The 23,666-nt window shown below is 42.5% G+C and carries 18 protein-coding genes and 1 pseudogene; 7 read left to right on the top strand and 12 right to left on the bottom strand.

What is annotated here, in order from left to right:
- Window positions 1-3: 3 nt before the first annotated feature.
- Together MKX35_RS02295 and MKX35_RS02300 are read right to left on the bottom strand one after the other, a co-directional pair.
- Window positions 4-2,385 carry a phosphoketolase family protein gene (locus MKX35_RS02295; protein ID WP_218641861.1) on the bottom strand — a complete coding sequence of 794 codons (2,382 nt, stop codon included), beginning with the start codon at window positions 2,383-2,385 and terminating at the stop codon, window positions 4-6.
- Window positions 2,386-2,623: 238 nt separating this feature from the next.
- Entirely contained in the window at window positions 2,624-2,812 is a 189-nt protein-coding gene (locus tag MKX35_RS02300) for a hypothetical protein (RefSeq protein ID WP_042184077.1), read from the bottom strand.
- Window positions 2,813-3,046: 234 nt separating this feature from the next.
- Here MKX35_RS02300 and guaD point away from each other — a divergent pair, with 234 nt between their 5' ends.
- On the top strand, window positions 3,047-4,411 hold the full coding sequence (gene guaD / locus MKX35_RS02305) for a guanine deaminase (protein WP_076299955.1): 1,365 nt from the start codon (window positions 3,047-3,049) through the stop codon (window positions 4,409-4,411).
- Between the two features lie 38 nt (window positions 4,412-4,449).
- The gene (locus tag MKX35_RS02310) at window positions 4,450-5,802 is read left to right on the top strand and encodes a uracil-xanthine permease family protein (RefSeq protein WP_076286682.1); all 1,353 of its coding nucleotides are present in this window, start codon (window positions 4,450-4,452) and stop codon (window positions 5,800-5,802) included.
- A 52-nt stretch (window positions 5,803-5,854) separates the two neighbouring features.
- Here the strand turns inward: MKX35_RS02310 and MKX35_RS02315 are convergent, their stop codons facing one another.
- Complete coding sequence (locus MKX35_RS02315; protein WP_076299956.1) at window positions 5,855-6,196, bottom strand: nitrous oxide-stimulated promoter family protein; 342 nt, start codon at window positions 6,194-6,196, stop codon at window positions 5,855-5,857.
- Between the two features lie 196 nt (window positions 6,197-6,392).
- Here MKX35_RS02315 and MKX35_RS02320 point away from each other — a divergent pair, with 196 nt between their 5' ends.
- On the top strand, window positions 6,393-6,875 hold the full coding sequence (locus MKX35_RS02320) for an RNA polymerase sigma factor (RefSeq protein ID WP_076299957.1): 483 nt from the start codon (window positions 6,393-6,395) through the stop codon (window positions 6,873-6,875).
- The gene (locus MKX35_RS02325; protein ID WP_076299958.1) at window positions 6,872-7,480 is read left to right on the top strand and encodes a zf-HC2 domain-containing protein; all 609 of its coding nucleotides are present in this window, start codon (window positions 6,872-6,874) and stop codon (window positions 7,478-7,480) included. Before MKX35_RS02320 ends, MKX35_RS02325 begins: the two co-directional genes overlap by 4 nt.
- 83 nt (window positions 7,481-7,563) lie before the next feature.
- On the opposite strand, the gene MKX35_RS02330 is transcribed toward MKX35_RS02325, so the two are convergent.
- From MKX35_RS02330 to MKX35_RS02345, 4 genes are all read right to left on the bottom strand, one after another.
- Window positions 7,564-8,220, bottom strand: a complete 657-nt coding sequence (locus MKX35_RS02330; RefSeq protein ID WP_371915751.1) for a 2OG-Fe(II) oxygenase — start codon at window positions 8,218-8,220, stop codon at window positions 7,564-7,566.
- A gap of 207 nt (window positions 8,221-8,427) precedes the next feature.
- A complete protein-coding gene (locus MKX35_RS02335) occupies window positions 8,428-12,822 on the bottom strand; it encodes an S-layer homology domain-containing protein (RefSeq protein WP_341043774.1) in 4,395 nt (1,464 codons plus the stop codon).
- A gap of 510 nt (window positions 12,823-13,332) precedes the next feature.
- Window positions 13,333-14,250 (bottom strand): DMT family transporter, encoded by a 918-nt coding sequence (locus MKX35_RS02340; RefSeq protein ID WP_076299960.1) that lies wholly within the window; start codon window positions 14,248-14,250, stop codon window positions 13,333-13,335.
- Window positions 14,251-14,463: 213 nt separating this feature from the next.
- Window positions 14,464-15,852 (bottom strand): MFS transporter, encoded by a 1,389-nt coding sequence (locus MKX35_RS02345; RefSeq protein ID WP_076299961.1) that lies wholly within the window; start codon window positions 15,850-15,852, stop codon window positions 14,464-14,466.
- Between the two features lie 263 nt (window positions 15,853-16,115).
- Here MKX35_RS02345 and MKX35_RS02350 point away from each other — a divergent pair, with 263 nt between their 5' ends.
- Window positions 16,116-16,586 (top strand): MarR family winged helix-turn-helix transcriptional regulator, encoded by a 471-nt coding sequence (locus tag MKX35_RS02350; RefSeq protein WP_076286808.1) that lies wholly within the window; start codon window positions 16,116-16,118, stop codon window positions 16,584-16,586.
- Between the two features lie 33 nt (window positions 16,587-16,619).
- Window positions 16,620-16,852, top strand: a pseudogene (locus tag MKX35_RS02355) (transporter); the annotation flags it as partial.
- A 66-nt stretch (window positions 16,853-16,918) separates the two neighbouring features.
- Here the strand turns inward: MKX35_RS02355 and MKX35_RS02360 are convergent.
- The 5 genes from MKX35_RS02360 to MKX35_RS02380 form a co-directional block, all read right to left on the bottom strand.
- Window positions 16,919-18,739 carry a cyclic nucleotide-binding domain-containing protein gene (locus tag MKX35_RS02360; RefSeq protein ID WP_081382948.1) on the bottom strand — a complete coding sequence of 607 codons (1,821 nt, stop codon included), beginning with the start codon at window positions 18,737-18,739 and terminating at the stop codon, window positions 16,919-16,921.
- A 12-nt stretch (window positions 18,740-18,751) separates the two neighbouring features.
- Window positions 18,752-19,375 carry a hypothetical protein gene (locus MKX35_RS02365; RefSeq protein ID WP_076299962.1) on the bottom strand — a complete coding sequence of 208 codons (624 nt, stop codon included), beginning with the start codon at window positions 19,373-19,375 and terminating at the stop codon, window positions 18,752-18,754.
- A gap of 144 nt (window positions 19,376-19,519) precedes the next feature.
- Window positions 19,520-20,203, bottom strand: coding sequence for a Crp/Fnr family transcriptional regulator (locus MKX35_RS02370; protein ID WP_042184055.1), 684 nt, complete (start codon window positions 20,201-20,203; stop codon window positions 19,520-19,522).
- Between the two features lie 301 nt (window positions 20,204-20,504).
- Complete coding sequence (locus tag MKX35_RS02375; RefSeq protein WP_076299963.1) at window positions 20,505-20,759, bottom strand: hypothetical protein; 255 nt, start codon at window positions 20,757-20,759, stop codon at window positions 20,505-20,507.
- Between the two features lie 240 nt (window positions 20,760-20,999).
- The gene (locus MKX35_RS02380; RefSeq protein WP_076299964.1) at window positions 21,000-23,123 is read right to left on the bottom strand and encodes a pectate lyase family protein; all 2,124 of its coding nucleotides are present in this window, start codon (window positions 23,121-23,123) and stop codon (window positions 21,000-21,002) included.
- Between the two features lie 335 nt (window positions 23,124-23,458).
- Here MKX35_RS02380 and MKX35_RS02385 point away from each other — a divergent pair, with 335 nt between their 5' ends.
- Window positions 23,459-23,635, top strand: coding sequence for a hypothetical protein (locus MKX35_RS02385; RefSeq protein ID WP_179085866.1), 177 nt, complete (start codon window positions 23,459-23,461; stop codon window positions 23,633-23,635).
- The last annotated feature ends 31 nt before the right edge of the window (window positions 23,636-23,666 follow it).

Here is a 23,666-nt window from a genome sequence, read left to right on the forward strand (position 1 = left end):
TTTTTATTTCAGTGGCTTCCACACCCAGTTCTCTATTTCTGGTAAATCATTTCCCTCTTCACGAATGTATTGATGATGTTTCTTAAGGATCGCATCCATTTCATCCAAGATGGTCTTATGTTCATCCGCATCAGGCAAGCTGAGAATAGTCTCCTTCGTCAGGTCAAAGCGATCCATCTGATTCAATACACGCATATCGAATGGAGTTGTAATGTCCCCATTCTCACGGTATCCATGTACATGCAGGTTATGGTTATGACGCTCAAAGAAAAAGTCTCTAATCAGACCTTCATAACCGTGGAAAGCGAAGATAACAGGTTTGTCTTTTGTAAAAAACTGATCAAACTCTTCGTCAGATAAGCCACGAGGATCCTGTTTTCGACTTCTTAGTTTTAATAAGTCCACCACGTTGATATATCGAATCTTAAGTTCAGGCAGTTTCTCATGCAGGATGGAGATTGCTGCCAAGCTTTCAATTGTTGGTTCTGTACCTGCAGAAGCAATGACAACATCCGGCTCTCCACCTTGATCGGTGCTTGCCCAATCAATAATCTTCAGGCCTTTTCCAACCAATTCTTGTGCTTCGTCAGCACTAAACCACTGTAGTCGCGGTTGTTTGGACGTAACGATTAGGTTTATTTTTTGACGGTCGTTTAAGACAGTATCAAAGACAGCCAGCAAGGAGTTCGCATCCGCAGGTAAATACTCACGGATAAATTCAGACTTTTTGTCAGCTAAGTGACCTAATATACCTGGATCTTGGTGAGTGTAACCATTGTGGTCTTGTTGGAATACGGTTGAAGTTGCCACCACATTTAAGGATGGGATATCTGCACGCCAGCTTTGATCCTTTGCCTTACGCAGCCATTTGAAATGTTGAGTAATCATAGAATCGACTACACGCAAGAAAGCTTCATAACTTGCAAAGAAACCATGACGGCCAGTCAACACATACCCTTCAAGAAAACCCTCTGCCTGATGCTCGGACAATTGAGAATCGATAACACGTCCATAAGATGAGAGAAATTCATCATTTGGTTCCTTAATTTGATCCAGCCATTGCCGTTTGGTTACTTCAAAGATAGGTCCCAGACGATTAGACATCGTTTCATCCGGTCCGAAAATTCTGAAATTGCGATTTCCTTCGTTAAGAGAAATAACTTCCTTCAGGTATTTACCCAGAACGGACATATCTTGTGCAATAACTTGACCTGGTACGGAATTGTCAAGCGTAAAGTTGCGGTAATCTGGCAAATGCAGGTCTTTAATCAGGTTGCCGGCGTTAGTTACAGGATTCATAGCCATACGGCTGTCTCCTGAAGGCAGGATCTCGGCAATTTCAGCTTTCAAACGGCCATTGTCGTCGAATAACTCTTCCGGTCTATAGCTGTTCAGCCACTCCAGCAACGCTGGCGCGTATTTCATATTTTTTTGGTCAACCGGAATTGGCACCTGATGGGCACGGAACGAATTTTTAATGGGCACACCTTCCCATTGCTCTGGACCTGTCCAACCCTTAGGAGAGCGGAAGACCAGCATTGGCCAGACCGGACGAGTAAGATTATTGTTCTCACGCGCATTTTTTTGAATCTCTTCAATTCTTTCGACGATAGTATCGAGCACCTTGGCCATTTCTGGATGCATTAGATCAGGATCTTCACCTTCAATAAAGAATGGTTGCCACCCCATACCTTTAAAGTAGGCGGTAATTTCTTCTTTCGATTGACGAGATAAGATCGTTGGGTTACTGATTTTGAATCCATTCAAGTGCAAGATCGGCAGGACCGCACCATCGGTAACTGGGTTGATGAATCTGTTGGAGAACCATGAAGTAGCTAGTGGTCCAGTTTCAGCCTCGCCATCGCCAATCACAACAGCCGATATCAAATCGGGATTATCCAGTATGGCACCGACACCATGAGAAAGAGAATAACCTAATTCACCGCCCTCATGAATAGAACCAGGTGTTTCAGGAGCGGCATGTGAAGCAATCCCACCTGGGAATGAGAATTGTTTGAACAATTTCTTCATACCTGTGATATCTTGCGTAATTTCAGGATAAATTTCCGTGTAACTACCATCCAGATAGGAATTTGAAACCATAACCTGACCACCGTGACCAGGACCTTCAATATAGAACATGTTCAAATCATATTTAGTAATTACACGATTCAAATGGGCATAAATAAAGTTTTGGCCAGGAATAGTGCCCCAGTGTCCGATGGGCTTAATCTTTAAATCTGCATCCTTCATTGGCTCCTTTAACAACGGGTTATCTTTTAAATACAGTTGACCTACGGAAACATAGTTCGTAGCACGCCAATAGGCATTGAGTTTTTCTAAATAAACTTTTGATGAGTAATCACATTCCATGGATAATACCATTTTTCCACTCCCAAAATTTTATTTTTTTGCTTTTACTTTGCCGTATTTAAAATATCATAAAAAATATAGAGACACTTTTTTTCGATAAGGTTATGCTTGATCGCTTAACTCTATTTTGTACAAAACAAAAAAAATAAGACCGAGAAAAATTCCCCAGTCTTACTCTTAGTCACCGATATCTATAATGGAATTAGGGCATAATTTCAACCGGATAAATCGGATTCTAGAAATCTGTTCGTTATTTTCGACGGCGAATGTTCATGCGATTATACATCACTAAACCGGCTATGACCATGCCCAGCGTACCTATACTACTCGCTACTTCAGTCTGCATACCAAACAAAATACATACGTTAGTCACCAGGCTTCTCGTAAGCAACGCGACAATAATTAGCATGATCGGACGCCAAAAGTTATATCTTCTCATTTCAGTAACACTCCTAATCCATTTTTCTTAAGCGCTTAACCTAATTTATCTATATGTATTATAGCATAAGTAAGTAACCGCATACATTTTACGTAATCCTAACAATTATGATCTAATCAGGGTATAATTCAGCACCCACTCTCCTTCTTTGTTCGACTTTAGGTATAGACTTATCATTTTTTACGGATTATAATAACAAACGAACACCAAAAGACGAACATTAAGGCGGAAATCATGACTGAATATATGCAAATATTCCTAGGCACTTCATTTTCAAGCAAATCACCAAAGGAAATTCAAATTTTAAAAGACCATCTCTACTGCATTAATACAGATGGAATGATAGAAAAGATCGTTTCACCAGAAGAACCCGACTATCAAACTTTACTAGCTACTTATCAAGACCAAGACAACTTCCATCGATTAGCTGAAGGTCAGTATTTTTTGCCTGGCTTTATCGACTTGCATGTTCACGCCCCGCAGTGGGCTCAATCTGGAACTGCATTAGATATTCCACTCTATGATTGGTTAAATACGTACACCTTCCCACTGGAGTCTAAGTTTTCGGACCTGGATTTTGCTAAAAAGGTCTACTCTGATGTGGTTGATACTTTACTCGCGAACGGAACTACTACAGCCCTTTATTTTGCAACGGTGCATAAAGAAGCCAGTTTACTATTAGCCCAAATATGTGCGGATAAAGGGCAACGCGGACTCGTTGGAAAAGTGGTCATGGACGACCCTCAAGGAAATCCAGAAAACTATCGCGACACTGACACCGACACCGCACTTAAAGATACAGAAGAATTTATACTAGCGGTAAAAGAACTAGCCAAATCTACTAAGCAAGGCGTTTATCCAGTAGTGACACCTAGGTTCATTCCTAGCTGTACAAATGAGGCTTTGCAAGGTTTAGGAGACTTAGCCGCCAAATATGATACTCATATTCAATCGCACTGTAGTGAAAGTGATTGGGCACATGGTTATGTACAAGAACGATTCCAGAAGAACGATGCTTTTGCCTTGCATGATTTCGGTCTACTCCGTGATAAATCTGTAATGGCACATTGTAATTTTTTAGAAGAAGAGGATGTAGAGTTATTTGCGGAGACAGGAACGGCTATTGCGCATTGTCCGATATCAAACGCTTATTTTGCCAATAGTGTCATCCCTATCGCTCATTTCCACTCCAAAGGTGTAGAGATTGGTTTAGGGTCTGATATTTCTGGAGGTTTTTCACCTAGTCTCTTCGATAACATAAGACAAGCTGTAATGTCTTCAAGAATGCTAGAGGATGGCGTTAATCCTTCCCTTCCTGCACAAGAGCGTGGATTATTAGGATCACGGATTAAGATTGATGAAGCTTTCTATCTTGCTACTGCTGGCGGTGGTAAAAGTTTAAGCTTACCTATCGGTCGGATACTAGAAGGCTATACATGGGATGTTCAAATTATTGATACGAAATTACCATCGGCTAGATTGCCTATTTTTGATGGGAATGAAGATTTAGAGGACGTGTTTCAAAAGATGATGTATTTAGCTCGACCTGAGAATATCCGTGAAGTCTGGGTACAGGGTGAAAAGGTTCATTCACGTTAAGGATCGATAAAACTAGAAAATATAAGGTGGGCATCTGAGTGGAAACACAAGCAAACGTACAAGATCAAGCGCCATTGAAGTCACAACTATTAACCGTTCTACCTGATGAAAAAGTTTCCTTCGGTAAATCCATCATCCTAGGCTTTCAACATGTATTGGCAATGGACGTTTATGTAGTTCCTTTCCTGATTGCAATGTTAATCGGCTTACAACCGAATCAGTCAAGCGCGTTGATTCAATCTACCTTTATTGCTGCTGGACTTGCAACGATTGTGCAGACTTATTTCTGTATGAAGCTTCCTATCGCGCAAGGTCCATCTTATGTTCCGCTTGGTGCGATCGTCAGTATTTATGCCGCTAGTGGCGGCGGGGAGCTGGGTTGGAGTTCCGTATTAGGTGCCAGCTTAATCGGTGCGGTTCTAGTTATTATTTTGGGCTATGTCGGGATCTTTAATAAAATCGTTAAGAACTTTATCCCACCCATTGTAGGTGGTACGATCATATTCATAGTTGGTCTTTCTTTATTACCTGTTGCTATAAGAGACAATATCTATGGAGCTTCAGGCGCTTCAATCAATCAGAACGTTTTGTTAGCCCTTATTTCAGCAGGTACACTCCTTTTATTCGTGATTCTCGGTTCTATGTTCCGTAATAAAGGATCGATCTTCCGAATTATTTCCGTCATGATGGCGTTAGTAGTTGGATGTATCTCTGCTAACATGATGGGTGTGTTAGATTTCTCAGCGATTAGCAAAGCGAACTGGTTTAGCATGCCTCGTATCGCTTTTGTAGATTTCGGATTCTCGTTCAACTTTTCGGCTATTATCACCATGGTTATTATTTATCTCGTACTGCTAGCTGAAACAACAGGTACCTGGTTTGCTGTCAGCAACGTAATCAATAAACCTTTAACAGACGAACATATTAATAAAGGGGTTATCGGTGAGGGGATTGGCTGTCTTATTGCTTCTGCACTCGGTTCAACACCTGTAACAGGCTATTCTACCAATGCGGGCATTATCTCCATCACAGGTGTTGCCTCCCGCCGGGTTTTCCTCGCAGTAGGAGGATGGTTTGTCCTCTTCGGTTGTTCTGGTAAATTAGCTGCTCTGATCTCTTCCATTCCATCCGCTGTAATCGGCGGCGTCTTCGCTATCGTCTGCGGGATCATTGCAATTAATGGTGTACAGGTGATGAAGAACGTAACGATTGGCGAGAAAGAAATGTATATTATCGCAATACCGATGATTATCACGTTAGCTTTGGTACTCATTCCTGGCGACTACTTGCATTCCTTACCTTCATTCGTGCAATATTTATTGGGCTCACCTATCCTAGCGGCTTCATTGGCAGCGATCTTATTGAATAAACTACTGCCAAGTGGAAAATAGAACGTAAAATGCTAGATCTTAAAACGGGCATCAAATGATGTCCGTTTTTTACTTATTTCCTCAGCTTATTGGGTAATGGAATATGCCTAATTGACTCAATGGGATGATACAGTAACATCCATGGACCTGAAAAACGCATAACCCCTTTTATTCTTTGACGATACTCCGGTTTATAACAATGAATAGGGCATTTAGCACAAGCCGTTTTCACTTCCCCGAACTTACAATATGCTAACCTCTTCAGAGCATAATCGTTTAGATCCTGACATTCGTTGCAAAGCCCCTTATGGTGATGTTTTTTCTTACAATATATACGAATCATTTTCGTGACAATATCTTGTTCTTTTTGAATTTTAGGACCTTCATTTAACTGTCGGTTCACCTTTATTGTCATTTATGAGCCCCCTTGTAACTTATACAATAAGATCTCATCTAATTATAGAGGAAAAGCAGTCCTTCTTTTTTTACATTTTTAAGGATTTTTATCATACTACACACCCAAGGCGTTATTTCGTTATACTCATAATTATTTTAGAAAGGCTGTAACGTTTATAGCTTTTTACGGATATATAAAGTGAGGAGGTGAACGGATGCAGGACAAAGAGGAATTATACAGGGAATATTCAACCCAAGTATATAAATTCGTATTTAGCTTTTGTCATAATCACTTACTGGCAGAAGAAATCACCCAAGAAACCTTTTATAGAGCTATAAAGTCCATACACAAATACGATGGAACCTGCAAAGTATATGTATGGCTTTGTCAGATTGCTAAGCATGTGTGGTATCAGGAACTGGACAAGCAGAACAAAAGGAAGACTTGTGAATTAGAAGACCCTCCTTTTTCTAACGCAAACTCAACAGAAACTGAGTTCATTTTAGCTCAAGACAAAATGGAGTTATTTAAACAGCTTCATTTACTTGATCCAAATACCAAGGAAGTATTGTATCTGCGTTTGACCGGAGAATTCAGCTTTCGGGAAATTGGCGAAATTCTCGGAAGGGATGAAACCTGGGCAAGAGTTACCTTTTACCGTGGAAAACAAAAATTAATGAAAGGAAGATCTTCATGAAATGCGAGATCATTCAGGATTTATTGCCCTCCTATATCGAAAAGCTAACCTCTTTACATAGCAACGAAGAAATTGAAAACCATCTGCAAACCTGCGAAAGCTGCCTTCAGTCATATCATGAAATGACCGCAACAGCAAATCTAAACGTGCCTATTGTTGATAAAGAAGAGGTTAACAAACTTAATTATTTTAAAAAGGTGAAATCAAAAAACATAAAGGTAATCGTCCTTTCCATCTTATCGGTAATCATACTGGCTGCAGCTCTTATTGGACTTTTTGTGATTGGCTTCCCTGTGTCCTCTAAAGATGTGACCATCGATTATCAGAAGACAAAGACTCATTTGGAGGTTCATCTGACTTTGGAAAACGGTAAGGACTTGGTGTTCTCAGGAAAAACTAAATTTATCCGCGATGAAAATAATAATGTGATCGGTTCCGAAACTAAATATACCCCTAGAGGCTTGATTCATAATCCCTTTGATGATGTAGGGAAAAAAGTTATGTTGGGGACGGAGATTCAAACCGATCTGGATTTTCCAAACAAATTTATCCTTGAATTCAAAGATAAAACTATGACGTTCATTAATGGTGTTTTGGTGGAGTAGACATTGCCGTTAAAATGAAAAAAGACACCTTTTAAGGTGTCTTTACTGATACTCCATGTGGAACTTAGTATCTGTTCATACCTCTATGATGAGCGAAGGACTTGTCTTCTCATCCACATCGTTGCAACCCACTTTTCGCCTTTGATCACTGGCGTACCTGCATGCAAGGTGGACTCGTTTAATTCATGATTATCGTAAAAATATTCGAAGTAGACCGCCATACCTTTGTTAGGACTCACTGTTAAATTAAGCATAGGGAAAGCTGTTTCTCCACCCTCCTCCACATCATTCAAATACATCACGAGCGTACTAATTCGATTATTGCTACTTGCTCGACTCGTTTGTGTGAAGAAATCATGATGGGGTAAATACTCTTGGCCAGGGATATACAGCAGAACTTGCAAGCCATCACCATGCTCGATAGGAATATTCATAATTTGAGAGAATCGTTTCTCGATTCTTGTAACTGTCTCATTCTCCTCACAGAACACACCACTGCTCGTTCTAATCGGATTGACCGCATGGTCTTCACCAATTCTTGAACGTTGCAATCGTTGCCTGGAATATTCAATTAACTCATTACACTCCTCATCGCTAAGCACATTTCCTAGCAAGACTACCAGCGGTTCCTCATACTTGGCAAGAATTCGAATCTCTCGATCTTCTGTCTTAATCGTATTTCCAGCATGATCAAATATCGTCCGTTCTTTGTCTGTCGCATTCCCTGTCGTATTCCCTATCATCCTTATGCAGCTCCCAAGTTATAACATCCATCGCAAAAAACATACCATAAAATGGTTTTATTTGCTTGATTAACTTCAGAACATCAAAAGGCTTAGAAAATCAGCCTATTGTTTGCTTATATAAATCTACAGACTAATCAAATCCCTTTCGATACACAAAAAACCTTCAACCACATAGCTTGCGGTTGAAGGTTTTCGCTGTCGCTAGCTTAGTTTAGCTGCTTCGAGGAAGCGCTGTAGAATCACGGCCATTTCGGCACGTGTAATGACGTTGTCTGGGGTAAGCTGACCTTGATTGCCTTTAATGATTCCGTATTTAATGTTAAGCGCAGCAGCTGCTCTTGCGGACAAGTTAAGCAAGTGGTGATCTTTGAATGCGCTAAGCTGTTGGGTGGCTTCACGATCGGTAATCGTTGTTTCTAAACCGGCAAGCTTCATGGCTTTCGCCAGCAGCACCATCGCTTCTTCCCGACTTAGCTTCTCGTTGGGAATGTACTGACTGCTATTACTTGTCGTTACTAACCCATAGCCCTCCGCAATGGAGACCGTTTCATAATACCACTGACCACTTTTAATATCAGAAAAGCTTGCAGACTGATCGAATTCATGCAATCCGAGAGCCCGAACCAGCATCGCCGTGAACTCTGCTCGGGTAATTTGCTTGTTCGGCTGGAAGCTCGATTCGGAGATGCCTTGGACAATCAGCTTCGACGCCGCTTGCTCGATCTCTTTCTTCGCCCAATGCTTCTGAATATCGGCAAAGGTTTTAGAATTCTCTATTACGGCATAGGCGCTATTCGTCAGGCTGTAAATAACGGCAAATGTCTTGCCGTTCTCCTTCACTATTCGGGTTGGCACCGGCACGATGTTTCCGTCCTTCGTAATCGTAATGCCCGTCATGATTCTACTGTAGGGATCTGCCGAATTTGGGATAGTGATCGTCCGCTCGACATAGCTGAGAAACTTGTTGAGTTCAATCGTGATACCACCATGCATTGCCGATATGTAGAAATTGATCACCGGCGACAAGAGTCGGGCTTCCCCTAACTTATTGGAAACCTGCTCGATATCACTATCTGGCGCAGTATTAATCTCGACTTGAATCTCCATGTTGCGCAGCGCATCTTCCGATCCGAAGCTCTTCGCGACGAGGCTCCAATCAATCTGATTGGCGGCTAGGAGATAGGAAGCAAGCTCCGTTTGAATTTGAATATCCGCGTTTCGGTCATTTAGTGTTTTGATAATTTGACTGTTTAAGAGTAAAAGAACACGATCCGAATCATTGTGAACCGGTATGAAAATGAATGGTTTATTGGATAAGGAATCAAGGTAACGCGATAATTTTGCTTCGTCGAAGGTTACCGTTGTCACTTTCTTTCCGTTAATAACGGCAGTTGTTACTTTTCCTAAATCCTTCTGTTTCACTCCATTGATTTCAATCTCCAGCTCTGAACCTGAACTTAAGCTTGAAACTAAACTTGAAACTGAATCCGAGCCGGATTGAGCGGTCGGGACATTCAGCGTAAACGTAACACTCGTCTGATTGCCTGCTGCATCGGTGACGACGAGCGTATAGTTGGCGGAAGAAGTAATTGTCGCTCCATTTGTGAACGGCTGGCCGTTTAAGGTAGCCGTACCCTCATTGAATCCAATCGTTAACGGACTCGTATAGTTGCTTATTCCTGCAGTTAGGCCGGTTATCTTCGGGTTTGTTTTATCAATCGTGAAGGATACGGTAGTAATGTTGCCCGCCGCATCCGTGACGACGAGCGTATAGTCGCCTTCGTCTCTGACTTCAGATCCGCTTACAAATGAATCTCCGTTTAAGGTTGCAGTACCCATGTTAAAGGTGATCGTTCTGTCGGTATTATAGCTCGCTCCGTAAACAACACCGATTACGGATGGGCCAGTTTTATTCATCGTAAAGTTGACTGTCGTAACGTTGCCTGCCGCATCCGTCACAATGAGCTTATAGCTGCCTTCTCCGGAAACAGTCGCGCCGCTCGTAAACGAGTCTCCATTCATGGTCGCTGTGCCTTCGTTAAACGCGATCATTCTATCCACATTGTAGCTTTCTCCTTCAGCAACGCCGGTAACCGTTGGGGCAGTTTTATCGATAGTAAAGTTAACCGTCGTAACGTTGCCCGCCGCATCCGTGACGACGAGCGTATAGTCACCTTCTGCGGAAACGGTCGCGCCGCTCACGAATGGATCACCGTTCATACTCGCTGTACCTTCGTTAAATGCAGCTGATTGGTTCGTATTATAGCTAGATCCTTCAGTCACACCACTAACCGCAGGAGCAGTTTTGTCGATGGTGAATTGAATGTTTGTAACGTTGCCCGTCCCGTCCGTTACGATAAGCGTGTAGTTGCCTTCGTCTCTGACTTCAGATCCGCTTACAAATGAATCTCCGTTTAAGGTTGCAGTACCCATGTTAAAGGTGATCGTTCTGTCGGTATTATAACTCGCTCCGTAAACAACACCGATTACGGATGGGCCAGTTTTATTCATCGTAAAGTTGACTGTCGTAACGTTGCCTGCCGCATCCGTCACAATGAACTTATAACTGCCTTCTGCGGAAACCGTCGCGCCGCTCGTGAATGGGCTTCCGTTCAATGTAGCTGTGCCTTCGTTAAATGTGATCGTTCTGTCCACATTGTAACTCTCTCCGTCAGCAGCGCCGGTAACCTTTGGGATGGTCTTATCGATAGTAAAGTTAACCGTCGTAATGTTGCCTGCCGCATTGCTGACGACGAGCGTATAGTCACCTTCTGCGGAAACGGTCGCGCCGCTCGTGAATGGGCTTCCGTTCAATGTAGCTGTGCCTTCATTAAAAGTGACCGTTCTGTCCACATTGTAGCTCGTCCCGTCAGCAACACCGGTAACCGTTGGGGCAGTTTTGTTGATGCTAAAGTTGACTGTCGTAACGTTGCCTGCCGCATCCGTCACAATGAGCTTATAACTGCCTTCTGCAGAAACCGTCGCGCCGCTCGTGAATGGGCTTCCGTTCAATGTAGCTGTGCCTTCATTAAAAGTGACCGTTCTGTCCACATTGTAACTCTCTCCGTCAGCAGCGCCGGTAACCTTTGGGATGGTTTTATCGATAGTAAAGTTAACCGTCGTAATGTTGCCTGCCGCATTGCTGACGACGAGCGTATAGTCGCCTTCTGCGGAAACGGTCGCGCCACTCGTGAATTGGTGGCCATTCATAGTCGCTGTGCCTTCGTTAAACGTGATCGTTCTGTCCACATTGTAGCTCGTCCCGTCAGCAACACCGGTAACCGTTGGGGCGGTTTTGTTGATGCTAAAGTTGACTGTCGTAACGTTGCCTGCCGTATCCGTCACAATGAGCTTATAACTGCCTTCTGCGGAAACCGTCGCGCCGCTCGTGAATGAGCTTCCGTTCAATGTAGCTGCGCCTTCATTAAAAGTGACCGTCATATCTGCTTTATAAATTCCATTATTAATAATGCCATACACGGTAGGCGCGGTTTTGTCGATCTGAAATTCTATTGTCGTTGAGTTGCCAGCAGCATCAACCGCGATGAACGTATATGTTCCTTCCACACTCACGACGGTTCCGCTGGTGAATGGACTGCCGTTCAACATTGCGTAGCCTTCATTAAAGGAAATCGTCCGATTTGAATTATAAAGCCCGTCATTCGTGATGCCGCTCACTACCGGTTTAACGGTATCAAGCGTAATCGTATCACTTAAAGTTATGATATCTTTACCGTCTGTTATTTGATAATAAACGGTTTGGATTCCTTCTGCATTAAACAACGTCCAATTTTTGCTCGACAAAACGTCTTCCCATTTGCTCCATGTTAGCTGATCGTTCGAAAACCTCACTTGCAACACATCTTCAACATCTGGATCGGAAGCCGTTAAATTCAGCTTCACGCTGCTCGAATTCGTGTACAGTGCGCCGTTGTTAATCGCTATCGATCCAGTTGGAGGATCGCTTTGCGCATAGGTGACGATGAGTTTAGGATGATAGGCTGCGGTGAGATACTCTTTTGAGCTGACGAATGCGCGTGCGTTCGTTAAACTTTCATTGCCTTGGAGGATGAATGTAGCCTGCCGATCAACCGCACTCGTGATTTCGGCCACAATAGGCGTAACATCAAAGGTTACGAATCCGTCATTGGGTATCTGGTTATTGGATTTCCGAGTATAGTTAATCGAGGATTTTTGGGGAAAGACGGCTCTGTCCGTATTATCCATATCGTTATTGTCCGAACCGTACGCGTCTAAATAAAAATTGGCAAGATCGCTTCCTTCTTTGAAGTTCACATAAAGCTGAAGCTCATATTTGATCGGCCTACCCGGATGCGGGAGGTTAGAATCCAGATTGAAGCGTAAGGCTCCTCGGGCCGTATAAGCCCCTCCTTCAATACCTTTGCCAATATATATCCTGCCTTGCATGTCATTATTAAACACTCCAAAATCGCTGTCCCATAACAAATCACTTTCTGCCGATAACGATTGGGTCGTTATCGGCGGATCCGCCGCCAAAACCGGACCCGCCGCCGGTGCCAGCAATCCGACGAATAAAACGGCGATAATAAAAAAGATTGGTTTTCTTCCTTTCAATATGGTCTTCCCCCTTTGTAATGGACAAAAAATCTGAAGTTTTCGTTAGCTTCAGGTCGAGAAACGTAAAGGCCCCGTATTTCGTTATTATCGATACGGATATTCTGCGTCAACGTAGATAATGAAGTACATTGGAAAATAAAGTTACATATTATTGTGGGGTTGGCTACCTCCGGCTACCTGAAGCACCGCTAGATTCACTTGTAAGTTTTCTGCGGATCAGGGTCATGCCACCTTCAGTGACTATCTCCAATCTATATAATAAATCTTTTAAAATGCGATAAGTAGTGACGTCAGTCATCAAATTGTCATATGACATTTTCACATTTTATGGTGTAATAATCCATAACCTCATTCAGTTGTGGATCTATATGGTGGAGGTGAGCCGCAGCGATCCCCTGTCCGAAAATAACACATATCTGTATCCCCTTTATACCTGAACACTAATAAAAAAAGCCCCAAACATATTGTTTGGGGCTTCGAGCTCTATATTAGAGTTTTACGACATTCTCAGCTTGTGCTCCGCGATTGCCTTGTACGATATTCCACCGGGTTTAATATCCCACTTTTCCTTTGATACGTAGATAGCATAACTCCTGCTAGAATGAACAAAGACCCTAATATTTCTACACCTGTGATCGGTTTATGCAATAATATCAATCCCATGATCATGGCTACAAAAGGCTCTAAATTAGATAATACAGATGCTTTTGACGCATTGACATGTCGGATATTGTTATTCCAAATCAGTGTGGCTATGCCATGTACAACAACGGCAGTTCCAATCAGCAGAGCCCAATCCGTAATATTCGAGCTCATTCGTAAAGGTGTATCTAACGAGAAGGCAAATGGGATCGATACAATAAAGCCCACCAGATTTGAATATAAAGTTATCATGAGCGGATCTATTCTTTGTGAGAGTACCCTAGTCATAATAATCATAATGGCGAAGGTTATCATCGTTACAACAATCCACAGTAGTCCTTTATCAAAATGCAAAGAGGAGGATCCCCCTTTTACAACGACAAAATAAATGCCTATGATCGCTAGAATAGACCCCATCAACATACGGATCGTTAATCTTTCCTTTAAAAAAACTGCCGCTAACAAACCAGTTAAAATAGGAGTCATAGCTAAAATGATTGCAGATGTTGTTGGATCAGCTGTTTGCAGCCCTTTAAAAAAGGACCATTGATTAATAAACACACCAATAACACCTAGCGATAAAATTAGGAATACATCCGATTTACTCACCAGCTTAAAATTCTTTTTGTAAGCCGTTATTCCTACTAGACATAACACTATAAATAAAAGTCTCAGTGAAGTTAATAGACCGGGGGAGAAGTCCTCAACTAAGATCTTTCCAAACACAAAATTACTGCCCCATACGACTACACAAAAAGTGAGCCAACCATAAGCTTTTAACATTTAAATCACCTTTCAATAATACCGACTCCACAATTTTCCCATTACAGCCTTACGCCAAAAAAAATAGACCCCACCCATCGTAAGATACGGGGTCTATTGTACTGTTGGTTAGCAAACATCGGTTCTTCTTTGTATCTATTATAACCTCCATGGGTTTTTCATGCGCTTAATTTATAGAGGGAATAATATCCATAAGGCGCTGAATGCGGCATATTAAACCTCCATTTTTTTCTTAATACTCATCGACCCGGGAGCACCCGTACCAAACTGATAACGGTAAATCACAACTACCGCAATAATCACTAGGGACATGACGAGAAAAATATTACTATACACATGAGCAGTAGCGTTAGTATTCAAAGGATTGAACTGCACAACAGCAGTACCCTTGTCGAGCATTTTCCCGACTACACTCATGGCCATCGCGCCAGAGATAAAATTGATCATGGAGAGTAGTCCCATACCCACTCCTGTTTCCTGTTTTGGCAGCGTCCGCGAAATCGTATTGGACATCGAGATTTGCATGAAAGTCTGGCCCACGTTCCCTAATATTAAAATAATGGCAATGAAATATGCCGATAATCCAATAAAAGTAGAGAGTAGGGAGAAAGCAAGAAATAACAATACCGAAGCGACGAACACAAGCACGAAATTACCACGATCATCAGCCAACCTGCCTCCCTTGCGTCCCATGATAGCCGAAGCAATAGCAGCCGGTACTAACACGAAACCAATGGTCGAAGGGGACAAACCATTCACTGTCGCTAGAAATTGTGGTGTCATGAATGTCATGCTAAAGCTCATAGCTGTCGTCGTAAAAGCAAGCAACAACCCAATCGAATAGGTTTTGTTACGGAACAAAACGGGTTTAATAAAGGGCTCCTCAGCTTTCCGAATCCGAATGATAAATAAAGCTAGCAAGACAAGGCCCCCGAGGAACAACCACAGTTGCATCTGTGTGATGGCAAGCAAGAAGATTGCGACTGCTGCAGCTAGTAACCCGCCACCAAGGACATCAATACTTCCTGCCTTCCCTCTCGCATTATCTAAATACTTTCGGAAGAAAGGAAGCGTCAGTAGCGGAAGCAAGGAAAGGACGAACATGAGTCTCCAGCTTCCAAAGCTGGTGATGAGGCCTGCAGCGACCGGCCCCAAAGCATTACCAAGCGCTAACCCAACCGCAGAAGTTCCAAGCGCTCTCCCCCTCTTCTCGGGAGCAAAATAACGGATTGGAATGATCATTGCTGTTGCAGGAAGGACGGAAGCACCGGCAGCTTGAATTACACGGCCCAGAATAATAATCCAAAACTCACTAGCAAGCAGACCTATTAATGAACCGAGAGCGAATATAAGCAGTCCATACGTTAACAGATCCTTCAACCGATATTTATCCGCCAATTTCCCCATGACGATGGAACCTACCGCGTAAACCACCATATAACTGGTCATAATCCAACTAACCTGCGAAGGAACGAGATTAAACTCTTTGCCGATCTCAGGAAGAGCTACATTGAACATCGTACCGTTCATAACCGAGAATATTAGGGTAACTACAAGTATTTTCAGCAGCTTATCTGCATTTTGTGATGATGTATCCGCCATAATCTAAACCTCTTTTCTGATTAAATTCATAATGAACTATAAGTAAAAAGATAAATAATGAGTATACTCAGTATTATATATTACTGAGGATACTCATTATTTTCTCACCTGTCAAGTTATATCCTTTACATGGAACTATAGCTGGATACGCCTTATCATAGTATAATATAAAGAGTGTACTCATTAAGAGTACACACATATTCACCGTTGCCATGAAATTGAGAATGAAAAATTGACAATAAAGTCAAGGAGGAACTACATCCATGAACACAGATCATCCCAAGGCGATAGACGTCATTCACATATTAATGAGATCAACCAACTACATTAAAACAGAATTTCAATCCCAGTTATTAGCGCTTAATACGCCTTATCATCTCTCCGGTCCCAGGTTACGTCTGCTTTCAGTCGTTGCCGAAACAGGCAATATCCGTATGAATGAGTTAGCTGTTAAGTTAGGGATCAAAGCACGCACCGTTACCGATTTTGTTGATGCACTTGAGCAGGATAAGCTCCTCGTTCGAATTCCTGATCCAACCGACCGACGAGCTACACTGATCCAGCTTACGGAGCTTGCACAATCCACGATTGAGGAAGTTCTTACTTTCCAGGATACAGTCGCTGACAACATGCTGGAGAATCTTTCAATGGAGCAAAGAAAGCAATTCTATGACCTTCTATTGCAACTAACCAAAAACAAAGCAATCTCCGATTTATGTGAAGAAGCTAAGTGAGTCGCAGCCACATCGAGGAACAGGAACTCACGGCACCCGGAATTCATCCCTCAGCAATCTGCGGTTTCGCCCTTGGCTGTCGATCCGGGAGCAATCGCTGGTTGTTTGTTTCGGAATACGTACGTTTGGCTCGTGAATAGAAATCAATTCTGGTTTTACCCGGTTTCGTAGGACGCACCTCGGTTGCGGGGTTTCAGTGGAGTGGAAGATTTTGGGTCTACACTGGATTGAGCTTGCAATCCATCCAATCCTTCACATGCTTCTAAATAAACACGTAAAAAAGCTCCGTTCCTCTAGGAATGGAGCTTTTGGATCTACGTCAGAGTTAGTTATCATTTAACCCTTAATGCTTGGCCACAGCGTGCACAATAGCGGGTACCCTGAGGAGACAATGACCCGCAGCCTTCACAGTAAAGCTCCTGCGTCATGGGCTTCACTTGATCGTCATGCCTTATCGCCTCATGCGTGGTTGGATTCAACATATTCAATGCATGGAACTCCTCTTTTCTTCCCCTACGAATAAGTGAGAATAATAAATAGAGTCCTATAAACCCGACTACAGCCATAGCTCCCGCCTTCATCAGACCCGATTCAAAGTGATAATTCCATAGTGCATGCATCACGACTGCTGCCAAAAACATCCCCATTGCACGTAGCCCTCTCGTCCACGGTCTACCGTCCGCCAAATTCGAGTGCTTATGCATACTGCTTGCATACCAGATACCCACAGTTGCAATCGCAGTCCATGTTCCATGACCGAATGGCGATAATAATGCTCTCATCCATAGGACGGCGAGCATCCCAAGTGAAGAGGCTTCGTCTATATGCACCCATCCATAAATAATACTTTCCACTGCAGCGAATCCCATTCCTGCTGCGGCACCAAACACCACTGCATCCATCAGAAAATGGATTTTTCGCGTTCGAACGAGCATCACACAGACTAATAATTTTGCAGTTTCTTCTATTAGAGCTACAGACAAAGGCACGTAAAACTGCGAAAAGTCAAAGGAACTTGCTTTGACTTCAAAAAGCCAAATCCGCTCTAAATACCAAGCCAGAGGGATAGCAACAATTGCGGTAGACACAAAAACTAAACCAAGCCTCCTCTGACGAAAGCCTATTAACTGCTGATTTCTCACAAAAGCTACGAATGCTAGGGGACCCACCACACCTCCAACAATTAAGGCGGCGATCTTCCACCATTGGCTATGAAGGAACAGTGCCAAGAAGGATAAGACAAGGAATCCACCGACCAACCAGAGTAATTGCTCCATCCACTTGTCCTTGGCCTTAGGTAGCGATTTATTATCCTCTGCAACAGACTCCCCGCCGAAGGCGATGGTCACTTTCTCCAACATATGGGGGGTTCGCATATTTAGAAACTCAATGAGTTGTTGACGAACCGGAGCGTAATAATCGAGTATAGTTAAGAATTCTAACTTGCCCATGATTAGCAATTCACTATCTTCTATCGCGATCAACGTGTGTGAGGAAGCCGTGTCTGTTAGTAACTCTGTCTCTCCATAAAAATCCCCTTCACGAAGAACAGTCTTGCGCCGCTTTTGACCGTGAAGTTCGATACTCCCGCTACTAATCATGAGAAATTGATCCATTACCGCACCTTCTACGATAATCTCTTCGCCCTTCGTTACTTTCTTGATCATTGTAATCTCTGCAAGACCCCGAAGTTCAGCATCAGGGATGACCGACCAAATTGTCGCTTTGCGAAGCATACTATGGATCATTCGGATCCGTGTATTCACAAGTACACTCTCATAAAATAGCGGACTCAGCTTCGCCAAATATTCGAACGAGGAACGGTCTAGACGCAAAGCTTGTACTGGCCCGATTGCCGTAACACTAGCTGATCTTTGTACGTTCCGAATAAGACCGATCTCTCCTACTAACTCTCCCGGTCCAAGTTCAGCTAAGAGCAGCGCCTTTCCAACTAAGTTCACCGAGGTGACTTGCACTTTCCCTTGCCATATAATGAAACAGTCCTTAGAGGTGGACTCTTCCATAAGAAGTCGTTGTCCATCCTCTAAAGACATAAGTTTTATAGCGTTAATTACATTTCGTAGCTCATCATCAGGAATACCTCGTAATAACGGATGATCACGTAGAAAATCGACTGCAGCACTTGGTATCATAGGTTTAACTCATCACCGCATATTTCCAATAACACTACTTCTGGAATCTTGCATTTTTTTAATAAAATTTGTCATTGTATCAAAAGCTTCGTTACGTTTATTCGTTAGACTTTGCAGGCGCAGCATATCCATTTGCTGACTATTACTTGCACTATCAATCTGTGATTTGATTTGTCCCAACAGATTCTCAAGTTGCCCTTTTGTTTGCGGTATAGCCATACTCATAGCAGTAAACATGGCCCCCTTGTCATCTGCCAGCTTTACAGCAGCGTTGGCCTCGGCACCTGAAGGAAGCTTCGCTAGCTCTTCATTGATCACTCCTAGCAATTGATTCAGTTTTGAGATTGTTTCATTCTTGGCTTGTACGGATGCGATTTGATCTTTCAACTGATCCTCTAACATACTTGCACGACTCGACTGTACAGCCATCATTGCTGCTTCAAGATCCATGCCCTGAATGTTAACCTGTGTCATACCACTCATATCAACGCTACCTACCGAATTTTGCGTGGCATTTCCATTCAGGGCATCCTTAACAGAGTTATACACCGAATTGTTATACAACAAAGCCCCTCCTACAATGATCCCCAGTACAAAAGTACCTGACATAGATAAAACTAATTTTTTCACGCTCATTTCATTTCCTCTTTTCATTTATGGATGATCATTGCGTCATTTCGATTAACAAATCCAAATATGCGCTTTCTTTGTTAATATTGTTATATCATTTTGGATGATTAATGGTCTGTAACCCCAATTACAATTTCCAAATAGTCGGACTCAAATTACATCAAGTATGTTTCTAAGTCTATCTATGTTGCACACGAGTATTTTCCTCTGATCAATACGTATTAACTGCTCATCCTGTAATCCAAGCAATGATTTTGTCACGGTCTCGCGCGCCGTTCCTGTCATATCCGCCAGGTGTTGATGCGTCAGCTTCAAATCGATTAGAACACCCTCATCAGAGGGCACTCCATGCTGTTCTGTTAGACGCAACAACACGCGAGCAATGCGCGTACGCACGTCAATAACGGTCAAGTCTGTTATTAATTTATTGGCATCACGTAGACGATCTAACGCTGTTTCCAAAATGCCGATTAGTATTTCCGGATTACTTTTTAATAAGGGTATGAAATCGCGTTTTTTCAGAATACATAAGGTGGATTTCTCAATGGTTCTTGCAGACGCAGAACGTGCTCTTTCATTTTGCAATAAAGCCATCTCTCCAAAGAAATCACCTTCTCTAAAAATAGAAAGGATTACATCCCTAGAGTGGTTATCTTGATAGATTTGAACAACTCCAGATATAACCAGATAGAGTTCCTCACCCTCTTCACCTTCAAAAAAGATGGACTCTCCCTTTATATAAGTACGCTCGCTACATAACTTGGCAATTTCAGCTAAATATTCATCATCAAGATGTTCGAAGAACGGGAAGTCTCGTAACAGTTGTGGGTTCATCTTCAAGAGCAGCCTCCAGTGTATCATTTTATAATTTCTATTAGGCTTCAACTCTAGCAAAAGTTAAATCTTTAGGAGCATCCTTTATTGTAATACTTTTAAATTAAGATAAATAGTGACTGTAGTCATCAAATTATTATGTGACATTTTTACATTTTCTGGGCATTTAAATAAAAAAGAATCAAACGCATGGATCATCGAAAAGATGCTCATGGCTTGACTCTTATTTTCTACTTAAAAGCTCTTCGTAAGGCCTCAATTCTTCTTGCTACACTCTCCTGCACAATTTCACTTTTTTCCGCTATATCATACCCATGAATGGTCCCCTTGGTATAATACACTTCAACCTCAATCCAGGTTCAATTATCGTTAGCTCGACTGTTCCGTCTTTATAGCCTGCAATAACTTGTTTCGTTACATTCACACCTTCAGGTGAGTTGAATTTATTCACACTTCTCGCAATGAGTTTATTCAAAATTGGTAATAACAAAGGATTTAATGGGAGTGTCGTCTTCGCGTAGGGTTCAAAGTCGCTATGGATATTATATTTATCCATTGGATTCCTCCTCTAATAAGTTATTTACTTAAGTACATATTAGCAAATCGTACTAAACTGTCTAGCAATCGTAAGATCAGCGTTAGCGCATCCGACCACGGCTGCGTCGGCATGATTCAAGTAATAAGATCACAAGAAAAGCGACCCTTTAAGGTCGCTTTTCTAATGCTCCTTTTGAAGCTGAGGCACGTCGAACCGCTGCTTGAAAAGTTTACGAAGCACGGTTTAGAAAAAAACTATCTATTCCAACTTCATATAATACAGATTCGCCGTACTGTCCTTCGTAATGGTATGTGCGCCCGCCGTAAGGGAGACAGTGGCAATGCCATTCGTTATAGGATAATTTGTTCCATCCACTTTTATTTTGGTTCCTTCTGTATTGAACACTAGGGTTAGGGTTGAAGCTTTAGCAGCTGTGAACTGAATACTGGTTGCACTCTCGATTTTTAGACATTGGGTTAGGGTTAAACCCTGATATGTCACATTTCCCTTACTTGTTGAGAGATTTCCTTGGATATTGAAGAAGCTGCTCGTTGTTCCATCAGTGGTAAAGTTATGAACGGTTGCTCCCGCTGTCGGCACTGGCGTTGCCGTCGGTGTCGTTGTCGGTACAGGTGTTGCTGTTGGTGCTATTGTTGGAGATGGAGTCGCTGTTGGCGTTGGTGTCGGACTTGTTGGGTTTGAATTGCCCCCTACAGAGACAAGCCCCGTTGTGTAGCTTCTGATTGCAGACATCAGTGCAGTATTCAGCGCATACGATGCGTCATCCACGGAATCATTAAATGCCCATGTGAAGTCTCCGCCATTCAGACGTCCGGCTTTTGCCGTAACAACCTGTTCCACATTGCTTACGTTGTCAATATTCGATACGTTCACTCCAGTTTGGACGCTCGTGTCGAAGTTATTATAAGCTGTTCCGCCTTTTAATGCTTTGTATGAGCTTGGGACGGTTTCATTTCTCGACGAGACTAAATAGGCATCAAATGAGGTTGCATTTGCCGGAGCTGTCCCTGTATTAGAGTTAGCGTAAATAAGACTTGAAGCATCAACAACTAGATTGTTATAAGCTTTAATCACCCCTCCATTTTCACCCGAGAACGTACCCTCACCTAAAGCATCTGTACCCTGTAAAGAACTAAGCATTGGGTCTTTAGTATTTCTAAAAACATTGGATTCCACAAAAGCCGAAGCTCCGGTTGTAACGCCGACACCATATTTCGAGACTCCATCATAGAAGTTATTATAGACGTGGACAGAGGCCACTCTGATCCGCGGATGACGGGAGTCCGAATGATCGAACCAGTTATGGTGGAAGGTAACAAAGAATTCTGCAGACTCACTAAGTCCGACTAGAGCAGCTTTTCCGGAATCAAAGTAATGGTTGTACGAGATGGTAATGTACGTTGATCCTTTTTTGAGGTCCGTAGATCCGTCGCCTTTGGCTTGGTCCGCATCGCTCCCTGCAGATCCATAAAAAATATCATTATTATGCACCCATACATTCGCATTGCCTGTGTCCATTGAAATGCCATCGTCAGGAAATAACATCACACCCAGATTTCTTACTTCCAAATTACCAACATATCTAAGCAGCAATCCCCAACCGTATGCATAAGCATCTTTTCCGATACCTTCGATTGTAATATTCATTTCCGAATAATTATTTTTACCTTTGACTTCAAGATATCCACTGCTGTTAAGCTGTCCACTCAGGTCAGCAGCTGTAACTTTACCGATAATTCGGATGGCAAGTGGGGTTGTATCATAACCCTTTTGTCTCAGAGCCAAGATGCTACCAAGACCAACGCCTGTTTGTACAGCACCTGAGCTGTTGATTTTCACATCAAGTGTTACGGTTTTCGCATTCTGAGATGTTATATACAGCACTTGAGCACCATTCTTGAGGGTTCCATTCTCATTATAAGCGCCAGAACCCGTACCAAATGGCGAGCTTGCCGAAAAAGCAAACCCAGATCGATCATATGACGTTACGGATAACGTATTTGATACCGAACTTGCCGTTCCTCCCCCTGATAGGGTAGCTTCAACCTTCATTACATAACTTCCAGCTGCAAGCCCTACAGCATCCGCTCTCCAATAGGAAGAATATTTGCGGATCAATTCATTATCAATCTGTTGGTACCCCGAATCTGATGCGCTTGCCTGTTTAACATATACGTTATATCCTGTCGCATTACTTACAGGTGACCATTCCACATATGCCGCTTCATTCCAGCCTCCACTACCTGTTATCGAAAGACCAGCAGCATGCACTACTGTATTTGTCCATCCACCTGCTATCAAAGAAAGTGCAAGAGAAAACAACACACCAATACTGATTACCTTGGCAATACTTTTTTTCATTTTATTCCCTCCTGATTCTAATTTGTTGCAGATAGAATTGTAACCGTTTGCAAGAAGATATAAAGTTTCCTTTTCACCTCCTGAAATATTACATTTTATGGGACTAAAACATCCTCAACATATCAGAACAGAAATCAGTTCCGATACAATCATTTCCTCATATTTTTCACATCTAACAGTATTCTGAGTTAATGATTATAGGACAGAGCATTGATACACCCGTACTTTCAGCAATGTATCCTGTGCTCTTGTGAAAATACAACACGAATAACCACACAGTAGCCAGCACATAATAAAATTCACAACCATTAGATAATCAAGGGAGGAGCTTTCAATTGAGTGCAAATCAACCAGATAAGAATCTAATCAACACAGTAAAAGAACTGGAAGCCACGCCCGTAAACAGCCTGGAGGCCCAACAGCAGCAGCAAGCCCGTAATGATCGCCGCAAACAAGCTCTGCATGACAGCGATGGCAAATTCTCAGAAAATGAATCTGGGAACTTCCATTAGAGTCTTCAGCTATGTCCGCACCCCAATAAAT

This window comes from Paenibacillus sp. FSL R5-0923 (assembly GCF_038009145.1).
GTDB lineage: Bacteria > Bacillota > Bacilli > Paenibacillales > Paenibacillaceae > Paenibacillus_AQ.

Coding starts and splice junctions, on each gene's coding strand:
- MKX35_RS02295 (WP_218641861.1), bottom strand. CDS start 2,385: ATGGTATTATCCATGGAATGTGATTACTCATCAAAAGTTTATTTAGAA.
- MKX35_RS02300 (WP_042184077.1), bottom strand. CDS start 2,812: ATGAGAAGATATAACTTTTGGCGTCCGATCATGCTAATTATTGTCGCG.
- guaD (WP_076299955.1), top strand. CDS start 3,047: ATGACTGAATATATGCAAATATTCCTAGGCACTTCATTTTCAAGCAAA.
- MKX35_RS02315 (WP_076299956.1), bottom strand. CDS start 6,196: ATGACAATAAAGGTGAACCGACAGTTAAATGAAGGTCCTAAAATTCAA.
- MKX35_RS02320 (WP_076299957.1), top strand. CDS start 6,393: ATGCAGGACAAAGAGGAATTATACAGGGAATATTCAACCCAAGTATAT.
- MKX35_RS02325 (WP_076299958.1), top strand. CDS start 6,872: ATGAAATGCGAGATCATTCAGGATTTATTGCCCTCCTATATCGAAAAG.
- MKX35_RS02340 (WP_076299960.1), bottom strand. CDS start 14,250: ATGTTAAAAGCTTATGGTTGGCTCACTTTTTGTGTAGTCGTATGGGGC.
- MKX35_RS02345 (WP_076299961.1), bottom strand. CDS start 15,852: ATGGCGGATACATCATCACAAAATGCAGATAAGCTGCTGAAAATACTT.
- MKX35_RS02350 (WP_076286808.1), top strand. CDS start 16,116: ATGAACACAGATCATCCCAAGGCGATAGACGTCATTCACATATTAATG.
- MKX35_RS02360 (WP_081382948.1), bottom strand. CDS start 18,739: ATGATACCAAGTGCTGCAGTCGATTTTCTACGTGATCATCCGTTATTA.
- MKX35_RS02365 (WP_076299962.1), bottom strand. CDS start 19,375: ATGAGCGTGAAAAAATTAGTTTTATCTATGTCAGGTACTTTTGTACTG.
- MKX35_RS02370 (WP_042184055.1), bottom strand. CDS start 20,203: ATGAACCCACAACTGTTACGAGACTTCCCGTTCTTCGAACATCTTGAT.
- MKX35_RS02375 (WP_076299963.1), bottom strand. CDS start 20,759: ATGGATAAATATAATATCCATAGCGACTTTGAACCCTACGCGAAGACG.
- MKX35_RS02380 (WP_076299964.1), bottom strand. CDS start 23,123: ATGAAAAAAAGTATTGCCAAGGTAATCAGTATTGGTGTGTTGTTTTCT.